The organism is Nocardioides guangzhouensis (assembly GCF_004519545.1).
Lineage (GTDB): Bacteria > Actinomycetota > Actinomycetes > Propionibacteriales > Nocardioidaceae > Nocardioides > Nocardioides guangzhouensis.
The window spans coordinates 55,026-79,257 of record NZ_SDKM01000025.1; the positions used below are offsets into that span (position 1 = coordinate 55,026).

Here is a 24,232-nt window from a genome sequence, read left to right on the forward strand (position 1 = left end):
GGGGCGCCGGGGCGACCCGAACGCATGACGCTCGGCGGGACGTCATACGACGTGGTCGTCGGAGTCGTCGGAGCGACCGGGACGGATGACGTCAGGCGGTGCGGGTGGCGACCACGTCGGCGAACGCGTCGAGCGCCTCGCGGACCGGGCCCTCGGGGAGCACCTTGAGCAGCGCCTTGGCCTCGTGCGCGCGGTCGACGACGTAGGCGCGAGCCTCCGCCATCGCCGGGTGCGCGCGCAGCAGCCCCAGCGCCTCGGCGTGCAGGGCGTCGTCGGTGAGGTCGGCGTCGAGCAGCTCGAGCAGCCGGGCGTCGGCCGGGTCCGACGAGCGCCTGGCCAGCAGCACCGGCAGCGTGGGCACGCCCTCGCGCAGGTCGGTGCCCGGGGTCTTGCCGGACTCGTCGGAGTCGGAGGCGATGTCGAGGATGTCGTCGGAGATCTGGAACGCGCACCCCACGATCTCGCCGTACGCCGCCAGGGCCTCCTCGACTTCGCGCGGGGCGCCCGCGAACCGGGCGCCGTAGAGGGCCGAGGTCGCGATCAGCGAGCCGGTCTTGCCCGCGACCACGGCGAGGTGGTGCTCGAGCGGGTCGGCGTCCGCAGCCGGGGCCACGGTCTCCATGATCTGCCCCTCGACCAGGCGGGTGAACGTCTGCGCCTGGATGCGCACGGCGTCCGCGCCCAGCTCGGCGGTCAGCTCGGAGCTCTTCGAGAACAGGAAGTCACCGGTGAGGATCGCGACGTGGTTGTCCCAGCGTGCGTTCGCCGAGTCGGCGCCGCGCCGCAGCGCGGCCTCGTCCATCACGTCGTCGTGGTAGAGCGAGGCGAGGTGGGTCAGCTCGACCACGCAGGCCGCGGTGACCACGTCGTCGGAGGCGGCGTCGGGGCCGGTCTCCGCGGCCAGCAGCACCAGCAGCGGCCGGAACCGCTTGCCGCCGGCGTGCAGCAGGTGCCGGGCTGCGGTGGTGACGTACTCCGTGCGGCCGGTGACGTGACGCTCGAGCTCGCGCTCGACCTCCGCCATCCTGGCGCGCAGCCGCTCCGCGAGGGCCTCGTCGAGGACCGGCAGGGCGAGGGCCGCGGGGGCTGGCGTGGGGGTCACCTGATGAATTCTCCCGCATGCGCGGCCAGGTCGAGCACCGGCCCGGGCACGATGCCGAGCAGCAGCGTCGCGGCGACCCCCAGCGCGATGGTCACCGCGGTGAGCACGCTCGGCAGGGTGACCGACGGGCCGGCGCCCACCGGGTCGGCGAAGTACATCAGCACGATCACGCGGACGTAGAAGAACGCCGCCAGGGCGCTGGTCAGCACCGCGACCACGACCACCGGCCAGGCACCGGCCGACATCGCGACCGCGAACACCGCCCACTTGCCGGTGAAGCCTGCGGTCAGCGGGATGCCGGCCATGCTGAGCAGGAAGAACGCGAAGATGCCGGCGACGATCGGCGACTCCTTGCCCAGCCCGGCCCAGCGGCTCAGGTGGTTGGTCTCGCCGCCCGCGTCGCGCACCATCGAGACGATGGCGAACGCGCCGAGGGTCATGAAGCCGTAGGTGACCAGGTAGAACAGCACCGCCTGCAGCGAGGTGATCTCGCCCGAGGAGAGCTCGCTGGCGCTCTGCGCACCGAGGACGCCGGTCAGCAGGAAGCCGGTGTGCGCCACCGAGGAGTAGGCCAGCATGCGCTTGATGTCGGACTGCGCGATCGCGAGCAGCGCGCCGACCAGCATGGTCAGGATCGCGATCACCCACAGCATCGGCTGCCAGCTCCAGCGCTCGTTGCCGAACGCCACGTAGTAGAGCCGCATCAGCGCGCCGAACGCCGCCACCTTGGTCGCGGCCGCCATGAAGCCGGTGACCGCGGTCGGGGCGCCCTGGTAGACGTCGGGCGTCCAGGCCTGGAACGGCGCGGCGCCGACCTTGAACAGCAGGCCGACCGAGATCAGGCCCATGCCGGCCAGCAGCAGCGTGCGGTTGCCGGTGTTGTTCGAGATCGCCTCGTTGATGCCGCCGAACTCCATCGTGCCGGCGTACCCGTAGACCAGGGCGATGCCGTAGATGAAGAACCCGGAGGAGAACGCGCCGAGCAGGAAGTACTTCAGCGCCGCCTCCTGGCTCAGCAGCCGCCGGCGACGGGCCAGGCCGGAGAGCAGGTAGAGCGGCAGCGACAGCACCTCGAGTGCGACGAACATCGTCAGCAGGTCGTTGGACGCGGGGAACAGCATCATGCCGCCGACCGCGAACATCATCAGCGGGAAGACCTCGGTGTGGTCGAGGCCGCGGGTGGACGCCTCCCGCTCTGCTTCGGTGCCGGGCAGCGCGGCGGCCTGGCCGGCGAACGCCGACACCCCGCCCTCGAGCTCGCGCTCGGCGAACAGCAGCAGGCCCCCGACAGCGATCAGCAGGATCAGGCCCCACAGGAAGATCGCCGGGCCGTCCACGACGATCGCGCCCTCGGCGGTGATCCCGCCCTTGGCGGCACCCCCGGCGGTCTCGTTGAGGTCGAGGCCGATCATGACCGTGCCGACGAACGCGGCGGCCAGGCCGACCAGTGCCAGCAGCACCTGGGTGGCGTAGCGGACCCGGCGCGGCGCGAACGCCTCGACGAGCACACCGGCGCACGCGACGCCGAAGACCAGCAGCATCGGCCAGACCTCGGCGTACCCGATGACGGGCTTCGAGAACTCGATCACTGGTGGTCCTCCTCCGCCTGCGTGCCGGCGGGCACGGTCGGCGGCTCGTCCTGGACGCCGACGGTCGTCATGGTGGTCTCGATGGCCGGGTTGATGACGTCGAGCAGCGGCTGCGGGAAGAACCCGACCAGCACCATCGCCAGCAGGATCGGGGCGATCGCCCCGACCTCACGCCGGTTCAGGTCGACGACGGTCTCGACGCCCGGCTGGACCGGTCCGGTCATGGTCCGCTGGTACATCAGCAGGACGTAGATCGCGGCCAGCACGATGCCGGACACCGCGATCGCACCGACCCACCAGGCGTGGCTGAACCCGCCGACCAGGACCAGGAACTCGGAGATGAACGGCGAGAGGCCGGGCAGGCCGAGCGTGGCCAGGCCGGCCACCAGGAAGGTGCCGGCCAGCACCGGGGCCACCTTCTCCACGCCGCCCTGCGCGCTGATCAGCGGCGTGCCGCGACGGTGGATGAGGTAGCCGGCGATGAGGAACAGCGCGGCCGTCGAGAGCCCGTGGTTGAACATGTAGAGCGTCGCGCCGGACAGCCCCTGGCTGTTGAGCACGAAGATGCCGAGCACGATGAACCCGAAGTGGGACAGCGAGGTCAGGCCGATCAGGCGCAGCATGTTGTCCTGGCCGATCGCCAGCAGCGCGCCGTACACGATGCTGATCAGGGCCATCACCACCACGACCGGGGTGGCCCAGTCGGAGGCCTCCGGGAACAGGCCGAGGCAGAACCGCAGCATGCCGTAGGTGCCGATCTTGTCGAGCACGCAGATCAGCAGCACGCTGGTGCCCGGTGTGGCCGCGGCGGTCGTGTCGGGCAGCCAGGTGTGCACCGGGAACATCGGCGCCTTGATCGCGAACGCGATGAAGAAGCCGAGGAACAGCCAGCGACCCTCGACGGTGCCGATGTCGAGCTGGGCCAGGTTCGAGATGAGGTACGACGGCTCGCCCTGGCTGGCGGACAGGGCGTAGAGCCCCACCACCGACGCCAGCATGATCAGGCCGCCGGCCAGCATGTAGAGCAGGAACTTCACCGCGGCCCGGGCCCGGTTCTCGCCGCCGAAGCCACCGATGAGGAAGTACGCCGGGATCAGCGTCGCCTCGAACACGACGTAGAACAGCAGCACGTCCTGGGCGAGGAACACCGCCAGCGCGAGGCCCTCGAGCGCCAGCATCAGGGCGAAGAACGCCTTGGTGTTGCGGGTGTCGGCGTCGTTCCAGGAGGCGAGCACCACCAGCGGGACCAGCAGCGAGGTGAGCAGCACCAGGGTCAGCGCGATGCCGTCGACACCGACCGCGTAGGACGCGCCGAACGCCTCGATCCAGGTGTGCGTCTCGGTGAGCTGCATGCCGGCGCCGGTGTCGTACTGCGTGGCGGTGCCGACCGCGGCAGCCAGCGTCAGCGTCGTGAACAGCAGCGCCAGCTGCTTGGGCAGCGCCGCGCCGGGACGCGAGGGCAGGAACGCCGTGACCACCGCTCCGACGAGCGGCACCACGATCAGCGTGGTCAGCCAGGGGAAGTCAATCATCCGAGGTTCACCACCAGGAGGGCGAGGACGACGAGGATCGCGCCGCCGAGCAGGGACAGGGCATAGGAGCGCACGAAGCCGTTCTGCCAGCGCCGGAAGACCTGCGCGAGGCCCCCGGTGGCGGAGGCCTGGCCCATGACCGCGCCGTCGACGACGGACTTGTCGAAGGTGGTCAGGCCGTGCACCACGTGGGTGCCGGGCCGGACGACGAGGGTGTCGTTGATCGCGTCGCCGTACAAGTCGTTGCGGGCGGCGCGGGTGAAGACCGACACCTGGGTCGGAGCCACCCGCGGGACCTCGGACCTCCCGATCGTGAACCAGGCCGTCGCGACCCCCGCCGCGACCACCGCGAGGATGATCAGCGTGATCACGATCGGCGGGACCTCGGTCTCGTGGTGGACCGGTGTGCCGACGACCGGCGCCAGGAAGTCGACGATCCAGTCGTTGAGCAGCATGATGCCGCCGAGCACCGAGAGGGCCGCCAGCACGATCAGAGGGAACGTCATGACCTTGGGCGACTCGTGGGGGTGGACGTGCTCCTCCCAGCGCTTCTGGGTGAAGAACGTCATCAGCATCAGTCGCGTCATGTAGAAGCCGGTGATGCCGGCGCCGATGGTGGCGAGGATGCCGATCCAGACGCTGTCGACGAACGCGGTCTCGATGATCTTGTCCTTCGACCAGAAGCCGGAGAAGCCCGGGAAGCCGATGATCGCGAGGTAGCCCATCAGGAAGGTCAGGAACGTGATCGGCAGCATCTTGCTCAGAGCACCGTAGTGCCGCATGTCGACGTCGTCGTCCATCGCGTGCATGACCGATCCGGCGCCCAGGAACATGTTGGCCTTGAAGAAGCCGTGGTTCAGCAGGTGGAAGATCGCGAACGCGTAGCCGGCGATGCCGAGGCCGGCGCCGAGCATCATGTAGCCGATCTGGCTCATGGTGGAGCCGGCGAGGACCTTCTTGATGTCGTCCTTGGAGGTACCGATGATGGCACCCCACAGGAGCGTGACCACCGCGACCGCGATCACCGCGGTCTGGGCGTCGGGCGCCCGGTCGAAGATGAAGTTCGAGCGGACGATGAGATAGACGCCGGCGGTCACCATGGTGGCCGCGTGGATCAGCGCGGAGACCGGGGTCGGGCCCTCCATCGCGTCGAGCAGCCAGGCCTGCAGCGGGACCTGGGCGGACTTGCCGCAGGCACCGAGGAGGAGCAGCAGGCCGATCGCGGTGAGCGTGCTCTCCTTGGCGCCGCCGGCGGCCTCCGACACACCCGTGAAGGAGATGGTGCCGAAGGTGACGAAGATCAGCATGATCGCCAGCGACATGCCCATGTCGCCGACCCGGTTGATGACGAACGCCTTCTTCGCGGCGGCCGCGGCGGACGGCTTGTACTGCCAGAAGCCGATCAGGAGGTACGACGCGAGGCCGACGCCCTCCCAGCCGAGGAACAGCAGGAGGTAGTTCTCCGCGAGCACCAGCACGAGCATCGCGGCCACGAAGAGGTTGAGGTAGCCGAAGAACCGGCGGCGGCGCTCGTCGTGGGCCATGTAGCCGATCGAGTAGATGTGGATCAGTCCGCCGACACCGGTGATCAGCAGCAGGAACAGCGCCGACAGCGGGTCGTAGAGCAGGTCCGCGCCCACCTTGAACCCGCCGACCGAGATCCAGTCGTAGAGGTGCTGGCTGACCTGCCGGTCGTCGTCGGCGCGGCCGATCAGGGAGACGAACATGGCCAGGCTGATCGCGAACGAGCCGACCACCGTGAGGCAGCCGAGCAGGTGCCCCCAGGCGTCGGTGAGCCTGCCGCCGAGGAGCAGGATCGCGGCGCCGGCCAGCGGCAGCGCGATCACCACCCACATCAGCGTGAAGACACCGTCGGCCGAGGACGGGTCGACCACGGGAACGTGCTCGGCGCCCTCGGCGGCCAGCGGTGCCAGCATGGGAAGAACAGACATCAGACTCGTCACCTCAGTACTTCAACAGGCTCGCGTCGTCGACCGAGGCCGAGCGTCGGGTCCGGAAGATGGTCATGATGATCGCGAGGCCGACCACGACCTCCGCGGCGGCCACCACCATCACGAAGAACGCGCCCACCTGGCCCTCGAGGTTGCCGTTCGCCTTGGCGAAGGTCACCAGCGCGAGGTTGGAGGCGTTCAGCATGAGCTCGACGCACATGAAGACCACGATCGCGTTGCGGCGGGTCAGCACGCCCACGCAGCCGATCGTGAACAGGATCGCCGAGAGGACGATGTAGGGCTCGGTGCTCATACGGGGTCCCCGTTCGAACCGCAGCGCAGCGAGGATTCGTAGGGAGTGATCATTGTGCACCCTCCTCGTCCTCGTCGACGGCCGGCCGGGCCGCGCCGCCCTGGCCGAGCTGCCGCTGCACCTCGTCGATGTCGTCGGCCATGGCCGGCGCGGACCGCACCGTGCCGCGGGCGGCGAGCACGCGGGAGACCGATGCCTCGCTGGCGGTGCCGTCGGGCAGCAGGGCCGGGGTGTCGACCGCGTTGTGGCGGGCGAAGACGCCCGGAGGAGGCAGCGGCCCGAGATGCCGTCCGGTGTCGGCGTACTCGCGCACCCGGCGGGCGGCCTGCGCGGCCTGCCCCTCCTTGGGAGTGAGCCGCTCGCGGTGGGCGAGCACCATGGCCCCGATGGCGGCGGTGATCAGCAGCGCCGAGGTGGTCTCGAAGGCGAAGACATACTTGCTGAACAGCAGGTTCGCCAGCTGGGGGACGTTGCCGCCCTCGTTGGCCTTGTCGAGGCCGACCACGGTGCCGAAGGTGACCTGGGAGATGCCGACGACCAGGACCAGGCCGAACAGCAGCCCGACGACCGTGGCCAGCAGCCGCTGACCGCGGATGGTCTCGACGACCGAGTCGGAGGCGTCGACGCCGACCAGCATCAGCACGAACAGGAACAGCATGAGGATGGCGCCGGTGTAGACGATGATCTGCACGGCGAAGAGGAACGGCGCGTCCAGCGCGGCGTACAGCACAGCCAGGCTGATCATCACGACGGCCAGCAGCAGTGCGGCGTGCACGGCCTTGCGCACGAACAGGATGCCGAGCGCGGCCGCGACCATGATCGGCGCCAGGATCCAGAACGCGGTCACTGCGCGGCCCCCGATCCGGTCTGCGCCGAGGCGTCCGTGGTGCCGGCCGGCTTGCGGAAGGTCCCGCGGTAGTAGTCGCCCTCGTCGTCGCCGAGCAGCATCGGGTGCGGCGGCTGCTCCATGCCCGGCAGCAGCGGGGCGAGCAGGTCCTGCTTCTCGTAGATCAGGTCGGCCCGGTTGTCGTCGGCCAGCTCGTACTCGTTGGTCATCGTGAGCGCCCGGGTCGGACAGGCCTCGATGCACAGGCCGCAGAGGATGCAGCGCAGGTAGTTGATCTGGTAGACGCGGCCGTACCGCTCACCCGGGGAGAAGCGCTCGTCCTCGGTGTTCGTGGCGCCCTCGACGTAGATCGCGTCCGCGGGACAGGCCCAGGCGCACAGCTCGCAGCCGATGCACTTCTCGAGACCATCGGGCCAGCGGTTGAGCTGGTGCCGGCCGTGGAACCGCGGCGCGGTGGGCTGCTTCTCGAAGGGGTACTGCTCGGTGACCACCTTCTTGAACATCGTGCGGAAGGTGACCCCGAAACCCGCGACGGGGTCCCAGAGCTGCTCCTTGAGGCCCTTGCGTGGCTCGGCCATCAGTTCTCCTCACGGAAGGTCAGCGGGGCGGCGGCGCCCCGGACGGGGCCACCGGCAGGCATGGGCGGGACCGGGAAGCCGCCGGACGACGGAGCACCGGCGACGGCCGGCTCCTCGTCCTCCTCGGACTTCCGCTCCGGGATGAGGAACATCACCAGGAAGATCGCGGCCATGATGCCGATGATGACGAGCAGCTGCTGCCGGTCGACACCGCCGTCGAGCGTGACCGCCCGGATGGTGGCGACCGCGACGATCCACAGGAGCGAGATCGGGATCAGCCGCTTCCAGCCGAACGCCATGAACTGGTCGTAGCGCAGGCGGGGCAGCGAGCCACGCAGCCAGATGAAGATGAAGACGAAGAACAGGACCTTGCCGAAGAACCACAGCAGCGGCCAGTAGCCCTCGTTGGAGCCCGGCCAGATCTGGGAGATCGGCCACGGGGCGTGCCACCCGCCGAGGAACAGCGTCGTCGCGAGCGCGGACACGGTCGCCATGTTGATGTACTCGGCGAGGAAGAACAGGGCGAACTTCAGCGAGGAGTACTCGGTGTGGAAGCCGCCCACCAGCTCCCCCTCGGCCTCGGGGAGGTCGAACGGCGCGCGGTTGGTCTCGCCGACCATCGCGATCATGTAGATGATGAACGACGGCACCAGCACGAAGCCGAACCAGACGTCCTTCTGGGCGGCCACGATCTCCGAGGTGGACATCGAGCCGGCGTAGAGGAACACCGCGACCAGGGCCAGGCCCATCGCGACCTCGTAGGAGATCATCTGGGCGCTCGAGCGGAGCCCGCCGAGCAGGGAGTACGTCGACCCGGAGGACCAGCCGCCGAGCACGATGCCGTAGATGCCGATCGACGCGATCGCCATCACGAACAGCACCGCGACGGGCATGTCGGTCAGCTGCAGCGGCGTCCGCTCCCCGAACATGTCGACCTCGGGACCGAACGGGATCACCGAGAAGGTCACGAACGCCGGGATCGCGGCGAGGATCGGCGCGAGGATGAAGACCGCCTTGTCCGCGGCCTTCGGGATGATGTCCTCCTTCAGCGCCAGCTTCACGCCGTCGGCCAGCGACTGCAGCAGTCCGAAGGGGCCGTTCACGTTGGGGCCGATCCGGTGCTGCATCCGCGCGACCACGCGGCGCTCCCACCAGATGTTGAACAGCGTCAGCAGCACCAGGACCAGGAAGATCAGCACGGCCTTGATGAGGATGATCCACCACGGGTCGTGGCCGAACGCCGAGAGGTCGTCGATGCGGTCGTCCGCGGCCAGGCTGGTCAGCGCGGTCGGCGCGAGGTGTGCGGTGATCACGCGGTCGCTCCCTTCACGGTCCCCTCGACCGCCACGGCCGAGCCGGGCGAGGCGAGGTCGGCGAGGACGCCGTTGCCGGTGTTGTTCGCGGGCACCCAGACGGTGTCGTCGGGCAGGTCGGCCACCTCGACCGGCAGCGTCCACGAGCCGCGGTCACCGGTGACGGTCACGGTATCCGCCCCCAGCGCGTCGTACGTCGCCTGCGAGACGCGGGCGACCGCCGCCCGGGCGGTCTCGCGCATCGCGTCGGCGCCGTCCTGGAGCGAGCCGTTGTCGAGCATCTGCTTCCAGGTGGACAGCCACAGCTGCCCGCCGGCCAGGGTGCGCGCGGGGGTGGCGGGGGCGGTCGCGACCGCGGCACGCTCGCCGTCCCACGGGCCCATCTGCTCCATCGCGGTGCCGACCTCGGCCACGCTGCGGAAGCCGAGCGGGACGCCGGCCTCCTCGGCGATGCCGGCGAGGATCCGCGAGTCGGGCAGCGAGGCGGGGTGGGAGAACACCGCGTCGAACGGGCGCGGCCGGCCCTCCCAGGTCACGAACGTGCCGGCCTTGTCGCTGGCCGGGGCGACCGGGAACACCACGTCGGCGGCGCGGGTCACGTCGGTCTCGCGCAGCTCGAGGCTGACCACGAACCGGGCGGCGTCGATGGCGGCCCGAGCCGCGGCCGGGTCGGCCAGGTCGTCGGGGTCGACGCCACCGATGACCAGGCCGCCGACCTCGCCGGCGGCGGCCGCGGCGAGGATCGCGTCGGTGTCGCGACCGGGCAGCTCGGGGAGGTGCTCGACGCCCCAGGCGGTGGCCGCGTCGACGCGGGCCGCGGCGTCGGTGACCGGGCGGCCACCGGGCAGCAGGTTGGGCAGGCAGCCGGTCTCGACGGCGCCCCGGTCACCGGCCCGGCGCGGCACCCAGGCCAGCCGGGCCCCGGTCGCGCGGGCCAGCGCGGCCGCGGCGGTCAGCGCGCCGGGCACGGTGGCCAGGCGCTCGCCGACCAGGACGATCGCGTCGGCGTCGAGGCCGAACTCGCTGTGCCGCTCCTGCAGGTCTCCCAGCGCCGCGGTCTCGGCGCCAGCGGCGGTCGGCACCAGGCGGCCGCCGACCTTGCGCAGCCCGCGCGTGGTGTACGGCGCGACCGCGACGACGCGGGTGCCCGTGCGGGAGGCCTTGCGCAGCCGCAGGAACACGGCACCGGCCTCGTCCTCCGGCTCGAAGCCGGCCAGCACGACGACCGAGGCCTTCTCGAGGTCGGCGTAGGACACCTCGTTGCGGAGCACGACCTCGGAGGCGAGGAACGACGCCTCCTCCTGCGAGAGCGGGCGGGCGCGGAAGTCGATGTCGTTGGTGCCGAGCACGACCCGGGCGAAGGTGCTGTAGGCGTAGGCGTCCTCGGCGGTGACCCGGCCACCGGTGAGCACGGCCGAGGCGCCGGCGGCGCGCAGGCCGCGGGCGGCGACCGCGAAGGCCTCGGGCCACGAGGCCGGGCGCAGCTCGCCGGACTCGGCGTCGCGCACCTTCGGGTGGGTCAGCCGGTCGGCCTGCCGCGCGTACGCGAACGCGAACCGGTCCTTGTCGGTGATCCACTCCTCGTTGACCTCGGGGTCGTTGCCGGAGAGCCGGCGCATGACCTTGCCGCGCCGGTGGTCGACCCGGATCGCGGAGCCGCAGGCGTCGTGCTCGGCGACCGACGGCGTGGAGACCAGGTCGAACGGCCGGGCGCGGAAGCGGTACTCGGCGGAGGTGAGCGCACCGACCGGGCAGATCTGGATCGCGTTCCCCGAGAAGTAGGACTCGAACGGCTCCTTCTCGTAGATCCCGACCTGCTGGAGGGCGCCACGCTCGACCAGCGCGATGAACGGGTCGCCGGCGATCTGCTCGGAGAAGCGGGTGCAGCGCGCGCACAGGACGCAGCGCTCGCGGTCGAGCAGCACCTGCGCGGAGATGTTGATCGGCTTGGGGAAGGTGCGCTTGATGCCGCCGCCGGCGGCGAAGCGGGACTCGCCCCGGCCGTTGGACATGGCCTGGTTCTGCAGGGGGCACTCGCCGCCCTTGTCGCAGACCGGGCAGTCCAGCGGGTGGTTGATGAGCAGGAACTCCATGATCCCCTGCTGCGCCTTGTCGGCGACCGGCGAGGTGGCCTGGGTGTTGACCACCATGCCCTCGGCGACCGGCAGCGTGCAGGAGGCCTGCGGCTTGGGGATCGGGCGGCCGTTGCCGGCGTCGGGCACGTCGACCAGGCACTGGCGGCAGGCCCCGACCGGCGCCAGCAGCGGGTGGTCGCAGAACCGCGGGATCTGCACGCCGATCTGCTCGGCGGCGCGGATCACCAGGGTGTCCTTGGGGACGCTGACCTCGACGCCGTCGATGGTCAGCGTGACCTCGTTGCTCTTCTCGATCTCGGTACCCGAATCCTGGGTGGCCGTCATGCCAGCGCTCCCTCGGCTGCGAAGGCCGTCGAGGCGGCCGGGTCGAACGGGCAACCACCCTGGGCGAGGTGGGCGATGAACTCGTCGCGGAAGTACTGGATCGACGAGGTGATCGGGCTGGTGGCACCGTCGCCGAGCGCGCAGAACGCCCGGCCGAGGATGTTGTCGCACTGGTCGAGCAGCAGGTCGAGGTCGGCCTCGCTCCCCTGCCCCTGCTCCAGCCGGGCCAGGGTCTGCACCAGCCACCAGGTGCCCTCGCGGCAGGGCGTGCACTTGCCACAGGACTCGTGCTTGTAGAACTCGGTCCAGCGCAGGACCGCCCGCACCACACAGGTGGTCTCGTCGAAGATCTGGAGGGCGCGGGTGCCGAGCATCGAGCCGGCAGCGCCGACCGCCTCGTAGTCGAGCGGGACGTCGAGGTGCTCGTCGGTCAGCAGCGGGGTGCTGGAGCCGCCCGGTGTCCAGAACTTCAGCTGGCGGCCCTCGCGCATGCCGCCGCCGAGGTCGATCAGCTCGCGCAGCGTGATGCCGAGCGGCGCTTCGTACTGGCCCGGCTTCTTCACGTGCCCGGACAGCGAGTAGATGACGTAGCCCTTGGACTTCTCGGTGCCGAGCGAGGCGAACCAGTCGGCGCCGCGCTCGATGATGCTCGGCACCGACGCGATCGACTCGACGTTGTTGATCACGGTCGGCGAGGCGTAGAGGCCGGCCACCGCGGGGAACGGCGGGCGCAGGCGCGGTTGGCCACGGCGGCCCTCGAGCGAGTCGAGCAGCGCGGTCTCCTCGCCGCAGATGTAGGCACCGGCCCCGGCGTGCACGACCAGGTCGAGGTCGTAGCCGGAGCCGTGGATGTCCTTGCCGAGGTGTCCGGCGGCAAAGGCCTCGCGGACGGCGTTCTGGAGCCGCCGGACGACGTGCAGGACCTCGCCGCGGACGTAGATGAACGCGTGGTTCGCGCGGATGGCGTAGGAGCTGATGATGACGCCCTCGACCAGCGTGTGCGGGCTGGCCATCATCAGCGGGATGTCCTTGCAGGTGCCCGGCTCGGACTCGTCGGCGTTGACGACGAGGTACTTCGGGTTCGGGTTGGCCTGCGGGATGAACGACCACTTCATGCCGGTCGGGAAGCCGGCGCCACCGCGTCCGCGGAGGCCGGAGTCCTTGACCGCCTCGATGATGGCGTCCTGGTCCATGCCCAGCGCCTTCTTCAGGGCGCCGTACCCGCCGCGCGACTCGTACGACGCGAGCGTCCACGCGCGGTCGGCGTCCCAGTTGTCGGTGAGCACCGGGGTCAGGGTGTCGGTCATGCGGGGTCCCCGTTCGAAGCGGAGCGGAGCGAGCATTCGGATGGGGTGATCACTTGCCCTCCTCGACCTTCGTCTCGGACTCGGCCCGCTGGGTGTCGGCGGTCTCCGCGGCCGCGGCCCGCGACTCCCCGCCCGGGGTGCCGGTGCGGCCGGAGGCGGAGTCGCCGGGCGCGGTCCAGCCGCGCTCGCGGGCGATCTCGAGCCCGACCAGCGACGCCGGACCGGCGACCGGGCCCTCGTCCGCCAGGCCGTCCGGGAAGCCGGCCAGCACCCGCTCCGCCTCGCGCCAGGTGCAGATGCGCGGGCCGCGGGTCGAGCGGACCTCGGCGCCGGCACGCAGGTCGTCGACGAGCTGCGTCGCGGACTCGGGGGTCTGGTTGTCCATGAACTCCCAGTTGACCATCACCACCGGGGCGTAGTCGCAGGCCGCGTTGCACTCGACGTGCTCGAGGGTGATCTTGCCGTCCTCGGTGGTCTCGTCGTTGCCGACGTCGAGGTGGTCCTTGAGCCGCTCGAAGATCGCGTCGCCGCCCATCACCGCGCACAGCGTGTTGGTGCAGACGCCGACGTGGTAGTCGCCGACCGGGCGTCGCTTGTACATCGTGTAGAACGTCGCGACGCCGGACACCTCGGCGGCGGAGATGCCGAGGATCTCCGCGCACGCCTCGATGCCCTCCGGGGTGACCCGGCCCTCGGAGCTCTGCACGAGGTGCAGCATCGGGAGCAGGCCCGAGCGGGCGTGCGGGTAGCGCGCGGCGATCTGCGTCAGCTCGTCGTACGTCGTGGTGGAGATGCTCACCGGTCGACGCCTCCCATCACGGGGTCGATCGAGGCGATGGCGACGATGACGTCGGCGACCATGCCGCCCTCGCTCATCACGCTGGTGGCCTGCAGGTTGGTGAAGGACGGGTCGCGGAAGTGCGCCCGGAACGGTCGGGTGCCGCCGTCGGAGACGACGTGCGCGCCGAGCTCGCCGCGGGGCGACTCGATCGGCACGTAGGCCTGCCCGGCGGGGACCCGGAAGCCCTCGGTGACCAGCTTGAAGTGGTGGATCAGGGCCTCCATGGACTCGCCCATGATGTGGCGGATGTGGTCGAGGCTGTTGCCCATGCCGTCGCTGCCGATGGCCAGCTGGCTCGGCCAGGCGATCTTCTTGTCCTCGATCATCACCGGAGCCTTCTCGAGCCCGGCGAGCCGGTCGGCGCACTGCTCGACGATCTTGAGGGACTCCCACATCTCGGCGAGCCGCACCCGGAACCGGCCGTAGGAGTCGGCGGTGTCCCAGGTCTGCACGTCGAAGTCGTAGTCCTCGTAGCCGCAGTAGGGCTGGGTCTTGCGGAGGTCCCAGGCGTAGCCCGTCGAGCGCAGCACGGGGCCGCTCATGCCGAGCGCCAGGCAGCCCGCGAGGTCGAGGTGGCCGACGCCCTCGAGGCGGGCCTTGAAGATCGGGTTCGCGTTGCACAGGGCGGCGTACTCGGGGAGCCGCTTCTTCATCAGCGCGATGAAGTCGCGGATCTCGTCGAGCGCACCCGGGGGCAGGTCCTGAGCGACGCCGCCGGGGCGGATGAACGCGTGGTTCATGCGCAGGCCGGTGATCAGCTCGAAGAGGTCGAGGACCAGCTCGCGCTCGCGGAACCCGATCGTCATCACGGTCAGTGCGCCGATCTCCATGCCGCCGGTGGCGATGCACACCAGGTGGCTCGAGATGCGGTTGAGCTCCATGAGGAGGACGCGCATGACCTGCGCCTTCTCCGGGACCTGGTCCTCGATGTCGAGCAGCCGCTCGACGCCGAGGACGTACGTCGCCTCGTTGTGGAACGGGGCGAGGTAGTCCATGCGGGTGCAGAACGTGACGCCCTGCACCCAGGAGCGGAACTCCATGTTCTTCTCGATGCCGGTGTGGAGGTAGCCGATGCCGCAGCGGGCCTCGGTCACCGTCTCGCCCTCCAGCTCGAGGATCAGGCGGAGCACCCCGTGGGTGGACGGGTGCTGCGGGCCCATGTTGACGACGACGCGCTCGTCGGTCTCTCCGGAGCCGATGCCCTCGACGACGGAGTCCCAGTCCTGGCCGGTGACGGTGAAGACCCGTCCCTGGCTGGTCTCCGCCTCGGAGGCGGCGTAGGGGTCGGTGGTTGCCATCAGTTGTACGACCTCCGCTGGTCCGGGGGCGGGATCGTGCCGCCCTTGTACTCCACGGGGATGCCGCCCAAGGGGTAGTCCTTGCGCTGCGGGTGCCCGGGCCAGTCGTCGGGCATCTGGATGCGGGTCAGCGCCGGGTGGCCGTCGAAGACGATCCCGAAGAAGTCCCAGGTCTCGCGCTCGTGCCAGTCGTTCGTGGGGTAGACCGACACGATGCTCGGGATGTGCGGGTCGGCGTCGGGGCAGGTCACCTCGAGCCGAACCCGGCGGTTCCAGGTCATCGAGAGCAGGTGGTAGACCGCGTGCAGCTCGTGCCCGGTGTCGTCGGGGTAGTGCACGCCGCTGACGCCCGAGCAGAACTCGAAGCGCAGCTGCTCGTCGTCACGGAGCCGACGGGCCACCTCGAGGAGGTTCTCACGGGCCACGTGGAAGGTGATCTCGCCGCGGTGGATGACCACCGACTCGACCAGCCCGTCCAGCCCGTCGGCGACGGTGTCGAACCACCCGCCGTACGGACGCTGCGCGGGCGACGGGAACACGGTCGGCTTGACCAGCCCGCCGTACCCGCTGGTGTCGCCGCTGCCGCGGACGCCGAACATGCCGTGCCGCTCGCCGACCGCGGTCACCCGGGTCTCCTCGGGCACCGGGACGTTCTCCGGGGACTGCGCGGTGGCCGGCTGCTCGACCGCGGTCTCCGGGCCTTCCAGCTTGTCGTCGTCGCTCACCGGAGCTGGCCCTTCATCTCGGAGGTCGGCAGCGCGTTGAGAGCCGAGGTCTCGAGCTCGACGACCTGCTTGGCGCGGTTGGAGCCGAGCTTGGCGTGCTGGACCTGGTCGTGCAGCTTGAGGATCGCGTCGATCAGCATCTCGGGCCGCGGCGGGCAGCCGGGAAGGTACATGTCGACGGGGACCACGTGGTCGACGCCCTGGACGACCGCGTAGTTGTTGAACATGCCGCCGGAGCTGGCGCACACGCCCATCGCGAGCACCCACTTGGGGTCGGGCATCTGGTCGTAGATCTGGCGGAGCACCGGCGCCATCTTCTGGCTGACCCGGCCGGCCACGATCATCAGGTCCGCCTGGCGCGGGCTGGCCCGGAAGACCTCCATGCCGAAGCGGGCGAGGTCGTACTTCGGGCCGCCGGTGGTCATCATCTCGATGGCGCAGCAGGCGAGGCCGAACGTGGCGGGCCAGAACGACGCCTTGCGCATGTAGCCGGCCACGCCCTCGACCGTCGTGAGCAGGACGCCGCTGGGGAGCTTCTCTTCGATACCCACGTGCTGTTACCTCAGTCCCATTCCAGTCCGCCGCGCTTCCATACGTAGGCGTAGGCGACGAAGACGGTGGCGATGAACACGACCATCTCGACCAGCCCGAAGAAGGCCATCGCGTCGAAGTGCACGGCCCACGGGTAGAGGAAGATGATCTCGATGTCGAAGACGATGAAGAGCATCGCGGTGATGTAGTACTTCACCGGGAACCGGCCGCCGCCCACCGGCTGCGGGGTCGGCTCGATCCCGCACTCGTAGGAGTCGAGCTTCGCGCGGTTGTAGCGCTTCGGGCCGACGAGGGCGCTCATCACGATCGAGAAGATCGCGAAGCCGGCGGCGAGCAGGGCCAGCGCCAGCACGGGGGTGTAGAGCTCCATCAGTTCCCTCCCTTGTTCTCTCTGGCGTCAGGCATCGGGGGCCACCCTGCTCAGTCCGTTGATGATGCGGTCCATCGCGTCGCCGTCGCGCGGGTCGGTCAGGTTCGCCATGAGCTTGAGCATGAAGCGCATCAGGGTGGGACGAGGCAGGCCGTACTTCGTGGCCTGCTTCATGAACGTGGGGTTGCCGATCATCTTGGCGAAGACACGGCCGAGTGTGAAGTAGCCGCCGTACGCCGCGTCGAGCGCCTGCGGGTAGCCCTCGAGCACCCGCTCGCGCATCGGCCCCGGGACCCGGCCGAGCGCCTGGACCGCGGTCTCGGCGGCGGTGCGGCCGGCCTCGAGCGCGTAGTCGATGCCCTCGCCGTTGAACGGGTTGACCATGCCGCCGGAGTCTCCGACCAGCAGCACGCCGCGGGTGTAGTGCGGCTTGCGGTTGAAGCCCATCGGCAGCGCGGCCGACCGGATCGGCGCCACGAGGTTCTCGTCGCGGAAGCCGAGCTCCTCGGGCGTGTTGGCCAGCCAGCGCCGCATCGAGTCCTTGTAGTCGATGGACCGGAAGGCCGCGCTCGAGTTGAGGATGCCGAGGCCGACGTTGGCGGTGCCGTCGCCGAGCGGGAAGATCCAGCCGTAGCCGGGGAGCTGGTTGCTGGCGCCGGGCTTGCCGTCCCACAGCTCCAGCCACGACTCCATCCATGGGTCGTCGTGCATGGGGGTGCGGTAGTAGGCGCGGGCCGCGACCGCCATCGGGCGGTTCTCGCGGCGCTCGAGGCCGAGGGCCATCGCGATCCGCGCACTGACCCCGTCGGCGGCGACCACGATCGGCGCGCGGTAGGTGACCTCGTCGCCGGCCTTGCGGCCGCGGTCGTCGACCGGCTTCGCGGTCACCCCGACCACGCGGTCGGTGGCGTCGTCGACGACCGGGCCGGTGACGGCGGTGCGCTCGAGCAGCCGGGCCCCGGCCTTCTCGGCGTGCCGGCCGAGCAGCTCGTCGAGGTCCATGCGCGCCCGGGCGGCGCCGTACGGCGGGAAGCTGGCGAGGTCGGGCCAGGGCAGCTCGATCACGTGGCCGGCACCGCGGATCCGCAGGCCCCTGTTCTTCTGCCAGCCGGCCTGGTCGAGGTCGAAGCCCATGCCGACCAGCTGCTTGACCGCACGCGGGGTGAGCCCGTCGCCGCAGACCTTGTCGCGCGGGAACGACCCCTTCTCGAGCAGCAGCACGTCGATGCCCGCGTTGGCGAGGTGGTAGGCGGTGGCCGACCCCGCCGGACCAGCGCCGACGACGATCACCTGTGCCTGACGCTCAGCTCCTGGCGTCAAGGCTGCGGCGGTCATCGGATCCCTCGATCTCGGTCTGGCTGGGGGCGCATGTGAGTTTGTGAAAGGCTTCACATAGTGGTGCGGGCCACAGTCTAGGACGCCTCGCTCTCCATCGGAACCCGGGGTGTGCACCGGTTCCGCACACCGGTCCGCACGCCCCGACGACGACCGGCGGTGCGCCCCGGCCGGGCGTCGGGTCAGGCCGGGCCCCGGGTCCGCCGGGTCCGGTCGGACCGGGCGCCGTTGGCGACGACTCCGGAGCGACGTGGGCGCGGCACCGGGATCGAGGACCCGGCGGGTGCCGGGCGGGTGCCCTCGAACAGGGCCGCCAGCGCCGGCGGCGGTTCGATGCCCAGCTCCTGGGCGAGGTAGCGGCGGTAGAGCCGGAACTCGTGCACGGCCCCGGAGGTGTCGCCGAGCCCGAGCCGGGCCCGGATCAGCACCGACCGCATGGTGTCGAGCAGCGGCTCGATCCGGATCGCCTCGCGGGCGGCGTCGACAGCCGTGACCAGGTCACCGCCGTCGTAGGCCGCGGTCGCCAGCATCTCCAGCGCCCGCACCTTCTGCTGCTCCAGCCGCTCGCGCTCGTAGAGCACCCAGTCGTCGTACCACCCGGGCAGCAGCTCGTCGCAGCGCAGCACCGTCAGCAGCCGGGCGGGTTCCGCGACGTGGGAGCCGATCGCGTCGTCGATCGCGTGGTCGAGGTCGTGCACGTCGACCCGGACCCGTCGGCTCAGCCCGATCGTGGTCCGGTCCGCCTCCAGGAGGCCCGGAGCGTGCTCCTGGGTCTGCTTGACCGCCGTCCGGAGGCTGGCCCGGGCGCGGTCCTCGCGGGTGTCCGGCCACAGCGTCGCGGCGACCAGCACCCGCGGACGGGGCCCGCGCAGGGCGAGCAGGGAGACGAGCCGTTGCTCGCGCCCGCCGAGGTGCAGGGCGTCGCGGCCCCGCGTGAGGTGCCACCAGCCCAAGAGCTGGAGGTGCGCGCCTCCCCTGGCTGACCCATCTGACTGCGGTCGCATACCCACGCCCCGCTCTGGAGTGCTCTGTCGACCCACCGGCTGTGGAGTAGGACTTCCTGTCAGGAAACTGCTGGGGCTGGTGGGTGTCAAGGCACGAAGCGGCCACCTGTCTACAACCGTCAGAGCTCGGCAGGGGTCAATGGTGCCAACGGATCATTGACCCGGGGATCCCCGTGCATCGGTGTGCTCGCCCGGACGCGTCAGGACCCCAGTGAGTCCACCCAGGCGTCGAGCAACTCATGCAACGCCTGCACCTCGGACACCACTGTGACCGTGGGTTCCGCGTCGGTCCCCATCGTGACCCGGAAGGCCCGGTCCCCGTTCGCCACGCCGGACACCGAGCGCACGACGATGACGCCGTCGGGCAGCTGCTCGGCCAGGTCCGGGGTGTTGTCCACGTGTGTCGGTCCTTCGGGTCCGTCCGTTCTCACTATCGGATAGTGACGATTACTAGCACAGACTCCCCCGACACGAGTCGTCTTCCGCATCAACGCTACCCGTCGCGCCGGTCGGCGATCACAGCCCGATCACCCGACGATCACGGGGCGATCACGGGACCTCGGTTCGATGGAACCCGTCACAGACCGGCGCACGGGGAGGAGGTGACCACCATGCGCAAGGAGCTGACCTTCACCGAGCTCGACACCGAGACTGCCGAGCTTCTTCCTGCCCGGGAGACCCTGTTCTTCAACAAGTACAACTGGGCCGGGATCTCTGCGACCAACTCGTCACTGGCCGTCAACGCCGGATCCCACTTCTCCGTCGCCCACAGTGCGGCGCTCCAGGCAATCAGCGTCAACCAGAGCTGACTGCACGGCGTGGCCTCCGGTCGGGGGCCACGCCCTTCCGGCCACTGCTCCGCACGGGAGGGGGTGAACGGACATGTCACGCCCCGTCATCGGGCTCGACGAGCTCACGAGGCAGGATGCCCAGCTCCTGCCCCGCCGAGAGACGCTGTGCTACTTCGGCTGCGTCAACGTCAGCAACGTCGTCGGTGTCAACATCGCGATCGCGGTGAACGCCGGGACCATCAACTCGCACGCCAACGCCCTCGCGCTCCAGTACCTCGCATCCGCCCAGCACAACTAGCCCCCGCCGTGGCGGCGGGCGTGCAGCTCTGGCGCGCCCGCCGTCATCCCACCGGCACGCCCCTGCCGACCCTCCAGAGCAACCAGAGCACACCAGAGCAACCAGAGCGGGGCCGAACATGAACCAGGCAACCGAGCACGGCTACGACGTAGTCGGTGAAGGACGGCACATCCCCACCCAGGACCCGGGGACCCACGAGACCGCGGACCGGAACGACGCGGCGGACCGGAACGGGACCGCCCCGTCGGGCGCGGCGCGCCACGCCGCGTCCACGCGCTGGCGACGGACGCCTGACCTGGACGTGCTGGGCCAGTCCCAGGACTCGGGCCTCCGCGACCCGACGTACCTCGTGCGCCGCTGGGACGACCAGGTCCTCCAGCTCAGCGAGCTGCTCTACCTGGTGCTCATCCACCTCGAGCCGTTCCGCTCGCCCGAGGAGGTGGCGTCGCTGGTCAGCGACGCCCACGGACGGACCCTGACCCCGGCCGGCCTCGAGTACGTCGTCACCACCCGGCTCTCGCCGCTCGGCCTGGCCGAGGAGGTCGGCGACGGCTCCGTGCCGCCGTCCACCCAGGCCCTGCCGCGGGCGAACCCGCTCCTCGCGCTGACGGTCAAGGGCACGATCGTCCCGCCGTACTGGAGCCGGCGCGTGGCCGGGTGGCTGCACCCTCTCTACTGGCCGCCCGTCGTGGTGCTCGGCGTCCTCGGCATGGTCGCGCTCGACATCTACCTCTACCGCACGGCGGACTTCTGGCTCGCCGTGCAGGGCGTCTTCCTGCAGCCGACCCAGGCCCTGCTGATGTACGTCGCCCTGACCGCCGCCGCCCTCGTCCACGAGGTCGGCCACGCCACCGCCTGCCGGTACGGGGGCGCCCGGCCGGGTGCGATCGGCGTCGGCCTGTACATCGTGTTCCCCGCCTTCTACACCGACGTCACGGACTCCTACCGGCTGAGCCGTGGCGGACGCGTGCGCACCGACCTGGGCGGGCTCTACTTCAACGCCTGGTGCGTGGTGGTCATGGCCGCGGCCTACCTGCAGACCGGGTGGGGCGTGATGCTCCTGTCCCTGGTGGTCCTCCAGGTCCAGATGCTGCAGCAGCTGCTCCCGGTGGTCCGCTTCGACGGCTACTACGTGCTGGCCGACCTGGCCGGCGTGCCCGACCTGTTCTCGCGGGTGGGGCCGGTGCTGCGCAGCCTGCGCCCCGGCCAGCCACCGGACCCGCGCGTGCAGGACCTCACGCCGCGTGCCCGCCGCCTCGTGACCGGCTGGGTCCTCGTGGTGGTGCCGCTGCTGGTGTTCGTGATCGGCTGGCTGGTGTGGTCGCTCCCGGAGTTCGTGGACTCGGCACGGGAGGGGATCCGCGCCCAGCAGGACGCCTTCGCCCTGGCCTGGCCCGAGCGGGATGTGGCCATGATGGCGCTGTCGACGATCTCGATCTTCCTCATCCTGGTCCCGCTGGTCGGGGTCGCGGTGATCCTCTGGAAGCTGGTCGCCCCGCTGGTCGCACTCGCCCGGGCCCGGAGCCGACGGGCCGCCGAGCAGCGTGACGCCGAGGCCGTGGCGGCCGCGGAGGCGATGTTCCGAGGCTCCGACGACCCCGCCGAGGCGAACCGGGTGGATCCGGCGATCGCGGCCGCCGTGGCCGCCGTGCCGGTGCCGCGGCTGCCGTCCGCGGCGGACTTCAGCGACGACAACATGCTGCCCCGGCGCGCGGTGGTCCCCACCTCCGGCTGGCGCCGGGCCGTGTTCGTGCTCAGCGGGCACAGCCTGAACCCCGGGCTGAGCCCGGCCGAGCAGCGGCGGGCGGCCCTCGAGGCCCGCTTGCGGACCCCGATCGAGGGGTCCCGCCGGGTGGTCGTGATGAGCCGCAAGGGCGGCGTGGGCAAGACCACGATGACGCTCGCGCTGGGCAGCATCTTCGCGATGCTGCGCGGAGACCGGGTGGTCGCGGTCGACGCCAACCCGGACGCCGGCAACCTCGCTCACCGGGTGGCGCCGCCGCGGGACCGGAAGATCACCGACGTGCTCCGCGACGTCGACCGGATCGACAGCTACTCGCGGCTGCGGGACTACACCTCCCAGGCCGAGGAGTCCCGGCTCGAGGTGCTTGCCTCCGACGACGACCCGCGGATCGGGCAGGCACTGGACCGCGACGACTACCACGGGCTGATCACCCTGCTCGACCGCTTCTACAACCTGATCCTGCTCGACACCGGCACCGGCATCCTCGACAGCGCCAACCAGGGCCTGCTCGAGGAGGCCGACCAGCTCGTCGTCGTCCTCGGGCCGGGGCTGGACGGCGGCCGCGCCGCCGCGCTGACGCTGGACTGGATGGACGAGCACGGGTTCGAGGAGCTGGTCTCGCGGGCCGTGGTGGTGATCAACGGGTTGCGCAAGGGCGCGGACTCACCGCACGACCTCATGCAGAACCACTTCGAGAAGCGCTGCCAGCACGTGCTGACCGTGCCCTGGGACCCCGCGCTCGAGGTCGGCGCCCAGACCAACCTGTCCGGGCTGCGGCGGCAGACCCGGGACGACCTCGTGCAGCTGGCCGCCGCCGTCGCCGACAACTTCAGGGAACAGGGGCTTCGTCGATGAACCAGCCGATGAACCACTCGACCAGCCGGATCGTGGCAACCGTCGCGGCGGCACTCGTGCTCGTCCTCGGCACGTCGTACATGACGTCGCTCGCGCAGTCCGGCTACCGCACGGGCAGCCTGGACCTGACCGCCTCGGCGCACCCCGGCGAGGCCCGGCCGACCGTCACGGACACGGCCTTCGACGTCGACACCGTCTGGTGGCAGCCGGTCCGCGCCGACACCTCCGCCCTCACCTCCGCCACCTGCGACGGCTGCACCGGCGCGTCGAGGACGCTCCAGGTCGTCTACGCCGTCCGCCCGCGCGGGGTCGAGGTCGACAACGCCGCGGTCGCCTGGTCCTCGTGCAAGGACTGCGGCGGCACCGCGCTCTCGGTGCAGGTCGTCGTGGTCCGCGGCCTGCACGGGATCACCGCCAACAACCGGGCGCTGGCGACCAACGCCGGCTGCACGGCGTGCAGCACCGCTGCCAAGGCCTACCAGCTCGTGGTCGCCGCTCCGGACGCGGGGAAGCTCAGCCGCCCCGCGATGGCGGAGCTGCGCGCCTGGGTCGACGAGCAGGACCGGCTGCTCCGGGCCGGCGACGCGGCTGCGCCGTCGGCTGCCCGCGGCACCGGCACCAGCGCGGCGAGCACCCCTCTCTCGGACCTGGCGACGCTGGTCAACGACGACCTCGGTACCACCACAAAGCGCGCGGACGTGGACGTCTCGAGCCCGTAGGAAGGGACCCCGTAGGAAGGGTCAGGCCGTCGCCCGGTGCAGGGCGACGATCCCGCCGCTGAGGTTGCGCACCTCGACGGACGACCAGCCGGCCTCCGCCACCCAGGCAGCGAGGCCGGCCTGGTCGGGCCACGCCCGGATCGACTCGGCGAGGTAGACGTAGGCGTCCGGGCTGGAGGAGACCGCCCGGGCGATCGGCGGGAGCGCCCGCATGAGGTACTCGACGTACAGGGTCCGGAACGGCGTCCAGGTCGGGTGGCTGAACTCGCAGACCACCAGCCGTCCGCCCGGCCGGGTCACCCGGCGCATCTCGCGCAGACCCGCCCGCGGGTCGACGATGTTGCGCAGCCCGAACGAGATCGTGACCGCATCGAAGGTGTCGTCGGCAAACGGGAGCTTCGTGCCGTCGCCGGCCGTGAACGGCAGGTGCGGCTTCGCCTGCTTGCCCACCTGGAGCATCCCGAGCGAGAAGTCGCAGGGCACCACGCGTGCGCCGCGGTCGGCAAACGGCTGGCTGGAGGTGCCGGTGCCCGCCGCCAGGTCGAGCACCACGTCGCCGGACCGGGGGTCGACGGCGTCGATGACGTCCTTGCGCCAGCGGCGGTCCTGCCCGAGCGAGAGCACGTCGTTGGTCACGTCGTAGCGGCGCGCGACAGCGTCGAACATGCGGCGTACGTCGTGGGGGTTCTTGCCGAGGTCAGCGCGGGTCACGGCGCCACCCTATGCGGCCCGCTCGCGAGACACGGA

Annotated in this window: 23 protein-coding genes; 4 read left to right on the forward strand and 19 right to left on the reverse strand. The window is 70.8% G+C overall.

What is annotated here, in order from left to right; all coding sequences use genetic code 11:
* Nucleotides 1-91: 91 nt before the first annotated feature.
* The 18 genes from EKO23_RS16500 to EKO23_RS16585 form a co-directional block, all read right to left on the reverse strand.
* Nucleotides 92-1,102 (reverse strand): polyprenyl synthetase family protein, encoded by a 1,011-nt coding sequence (locus tag EKO23_RS16500; protein ID WP_246051134.1) that lies wholly within the window; start codon nucleotides 1,100-1,102, stop codon nucleotides 92-94.
* Nucleotides 1,099-2,643 (reverse strand): NADH-quinone oxidoreductase subunit NuoN, encoded by a 1,545-nt coding sequence (gene nuoN / locus EKO23_RS16505; protein ID WP_246051137.1) that lies wholly within the window; start codon nucleotides 2,641-2,643, stop codon nucleotides 1,099-1,101. Before nuoN ends, EKO23_RS16500 begins: the two co-directional genes overlap by 4 nt.
* A 44-nt stretch (nucleotides 2,644-2,687) precedes the next feature.
* Nucleotides 2,688-4,223 carry an NADH-quinone oxidoreductase subunit M gene (locus EKO23_RS16510; RefSeq protein WP_134719219.1) on the reverse strand — a complete coding sequence of 512 codons (1,536 nt, stop codon included), beginning with the start codon at nucleotides 4,221-4,223 and terminating at the stop codon, nucleotides 2,688-2,690.
* Nucleotides 4,220-6,079, reverse strand: coding sequence for an NADH-quinone oxidoreductase subunit L (nuoL, locus tag EKO23_RS16515; protein ID WP_134719249.1), 1,860 nt, complete (start codon nucleotides 6,077-6,079; stop codon nucleotides 4,220-4,222). The genes EKO23_RS16510 and nuoL overlap by 4 nt, the downstream gene beginning before the upstream one ends.
* A 109-nt stretch (nucleotides 6,080-6,188) precedes the next feature.
* Nucleotides 6,189-6,488 carry an NADH-quinone oxidoreductase subunit NuoK gene (gene nuoK, locus EKO23_RS16520; RefSeq protein ID WP_134719220.1) on the reverse strand — a complete coding sequence of 100 codons (300 nt, stop codon included), beginning with the start codon at nucleotides 6,486-6,488 and terminating at the stop codon, nucleotides 6,189-6,191.
* 49 nt (nucleotides 6,489-6,537) lie between these two features.
* Nucleotides 6,538-7,335: an NADH-quinone oxidoreductase subunit J gene (locus tag EKO23_RS16525; protein ID WP_246051135.1), complete on the reverse strand. Its 798-nt coding sequence runs from the start codon at nucleotides 7,333-7,335 to the stop codon at nucleotides 6,538-6,540.
* Nucleotides 7,332-7,913, reverse strand: coding sequence for an NADH-quinone oxidoreductase subunit NuoI (gene nuoI, locus EKO23_RS16530; RefSeq protein ID WP_134719221.1), 582 nt, complete (start codon nucleotides 7,911-7,913; stop codon nucleotides 7,332-7,334). Before nuoI ends, EKO23_RS16525 begins: the two co-directional genes overlap by 4 nt.
* Complete coding sequence (gene nuoH / locus EKO23_RS16535) at nucleotides 7,913-9,196, reverse strand: NADH-quinone oxidoreductase subunit NuoH (RefSeq protein ID WP_425464406.1); 1,284 nt, start codon at nucleotides 9,194-9,196, stop codon at nucleotides 7,913-7,915. The genes nuoI and nuoH overlap by 1 nt, the downstream gene beginning before the upstream one ends.
* A 26-nt stretch (nucleotides 9,197-9,222) precedes the next feature.
* Nucleotides 9,223-11,646, reverse strand: coding sequence for an NADH-quinone oxidoreductase subunit G (locus tag EKO23_RS16540; RefSeq protein ID WP_134719222.1), 2,424 nt, complete (start codon nucleotides 11,644-11,646; stop codon nucleotides 9,223-9,225).
* Complete coding sequence (gene nuoF / locus EKO23_RS16545; RefSeq protein ID WP_134719223.1) at nucleotides 11,643-12,953, reverse strand: NADH-quinone oxidoreductase subunit NuoF; 1,311 nt, start codon at nucleotides 12,951-12,953, stop codon at nucleotides 11,643-11,645. The genes EKO23_RS16540 and nuoF overlap by 4 nt, the downstream gene beginning before the upstream one ends.
* Before the next feature lie 49 nt (nucleotides 12,954-13,002).
* Nucleotides 13,003-13,752, reverse strand: a complete 750-nt coding sequence (gene nuoE / locus EKO23_RS16550; RefSeq protein ID WP_134719224.1) for an NADH-quinone oxidoreductase subunit NuoE — start codon at nucleotides 13,750-13,752, stop codon at nucleotides 13,003-13,005.
* Nucleotides 13,749-15,092, reverse strand: coding sequence for an NADH-quinone oxidoreductase subunit D (locus tag EKO23_RS16555; protein WP_134719225.1), 1,344 nt, complete (start codon nucleotides 15,090-15,092; stop codon nucleotides 13,749-13,751). Before EKO23_RS16555 ends, nuoE begins: the two co-directional genes overlap by 4 nt.
* Nucleotides 15,092-15,817 (reverse strand): NADH-quinone oxidoreductase subunit C, encoded by a 726-nt coding sequence (locus tag EKO23_RS16560; RefSeq protein ID WP_134719226.1) that lies wholly within the window; start codon nucleotides 15,815-15,817, stop codon nucleotides 15,092-15,094. Before EKO23_RS16560 ends, EKO23_RS16555 begins: the two co-directional genes overlap by 1 nt.
* Nucleotides 15,814-16,368, reverse strand: coding sequence for a NuoB/complex I 20 kDa subunit family protein (locus tag EKO23_RS16565; RefSeq protein ID WP_134719227.1), 555 nt, complete (start codon nucleotides 16,366-16,368; stop codon nucleotides 15,814-15,816). Before EKO23_RS16565 ends, EKO23_RS16560 begins: the two co-directional genes overlap by 4 nt.
* 11 nt (nucleotides 16,369-16,379) lie before the next feature.
* Nucleotides 16,380-16,739: an NADH-quinone oxidoreductase subunit A gene (locus EKO23_RS16570; protein WP_134719228.1), complete on the reverse strand. Its 360-nt coding sequence runs from the start codon at nucleotides 16,737-16,739 to the stop codon at nucleotides 16,380-16,382.
* Nucleotides 16,740-16,766: 27 nt separating this feature from the next.
* Complete coding sequence (locus EKO23_RS16575) at nucleotides 16,767-18,074, reverse strand: geranylgeranyl reductase family protein (RefSeq protein ID WP_134719229.1); 1,308 nt, start codon at nucleotides 18,072-18,074, stop codon at nucleotides 16,767-16,769.
* 182 nt (nucleotides 18,075-18,256) lie between these two features.
* Entirely contained in the window at nucleotides 18,257-19,027 is a 771-nt protein-coding gene (locus EKO23_RS16580) for an AfsR/SARP family transcriptional regulator (protein WP_167880517.1), read from the reverse strand.
* 251 nt (nucleotides 19,028-19,278) lie between these two features.
* Complete coding sequence (locus EKO23_RS16585) at nucleotides 19,279-19,476, reverse strand: hypothetical protein (RefSeq protein ID WP_134719231.1); 198 nt, start codon at nucleotides 19,474-19,476, stop codon at nucleotides 19,279-19,281.
* Between the two features lie 213 nt (nucleotides 19,477-19,689).
* Here EKO23_RS16585 and EKO23_RS16590 point away from each other — a divergent pair, with 213 nt between their 5' ends.
* The 4 genes from EKO23_RS16590 (at nucleotide 19,690) to EKO23_RS16605 (ending at nucleotide 23,485) form a co-directional block, all read left to right on the forward strand.
* Nucleotides 19,690-19,887 carry a hypothetical protein gene (locus EKO23_RS16590; RefSeq protein WP_134719232.1) on the forward strand — a complete coding sequence of 66 codons (198 nt, stop codon included), beginning with the start codon at nucleotides 19,690-19,692 and terminating at the stop codon, nucleotides 19,885-19,887.
* Between the two features lie 73 nt (nucleotides 19,888-19,960).
* Nucleotides 19,961-20,167 (forward strand): hypothetical protein, encoded by a 207-nt coding sequence (locus EKO23_RS16595; RefSeq protein WP_134719233.1) that lies wholly within the window; start codon nucleotides 19,961-19,963, stop codon nucleotides 20,165-20,167.
* 118 nt (nucleotides 20,168-20,285) lie between these two features.
* Nucleotides 20,286-22,766: a MinD/ParA family ATP-binding protein gene (locus EKO23_RS16600; protein WP_134719234.1), complete on the forward strand. Its 2,481-nt coding sequence runs from the start codon at nucleotides 20,286-20,288 to the stop codon at nucleotides 22,764-22,766.
* Complete coding sequence (locus EKO23_RS16605) at nucleotides 22,763-23,485, forward strand: hypothetical protein (protein WP_134719235.1); 723 nt, start codon at nucleotides 22,763-22,765, stop codon at nucleotides 23,483-23,485. The genes EKO23_RS16600 and EKO23_RS16605 overlap by 4 nt, the downstream gene beginning before the upstream one ends.
* Before the next feature lie 21 nt (nucleotides 23,486-23,506).
* Here EKO23_RS16605 and EKO23_RS16610 read toward each other — a convergent pair whose 3' ends face one another.
* Entirely contained in the window at nucleotides 23,507-24,196 is a 690-nt protein-coding gene (locus EKO23_RS16610) for a demethylmenaquinone methyltransferase (RefSeq protein ID WP_134719236.1), read from the reverse strand.
* Between the last annotated feature and the right edge of the window lie 36 nt (nucleotides 24,197-24,232).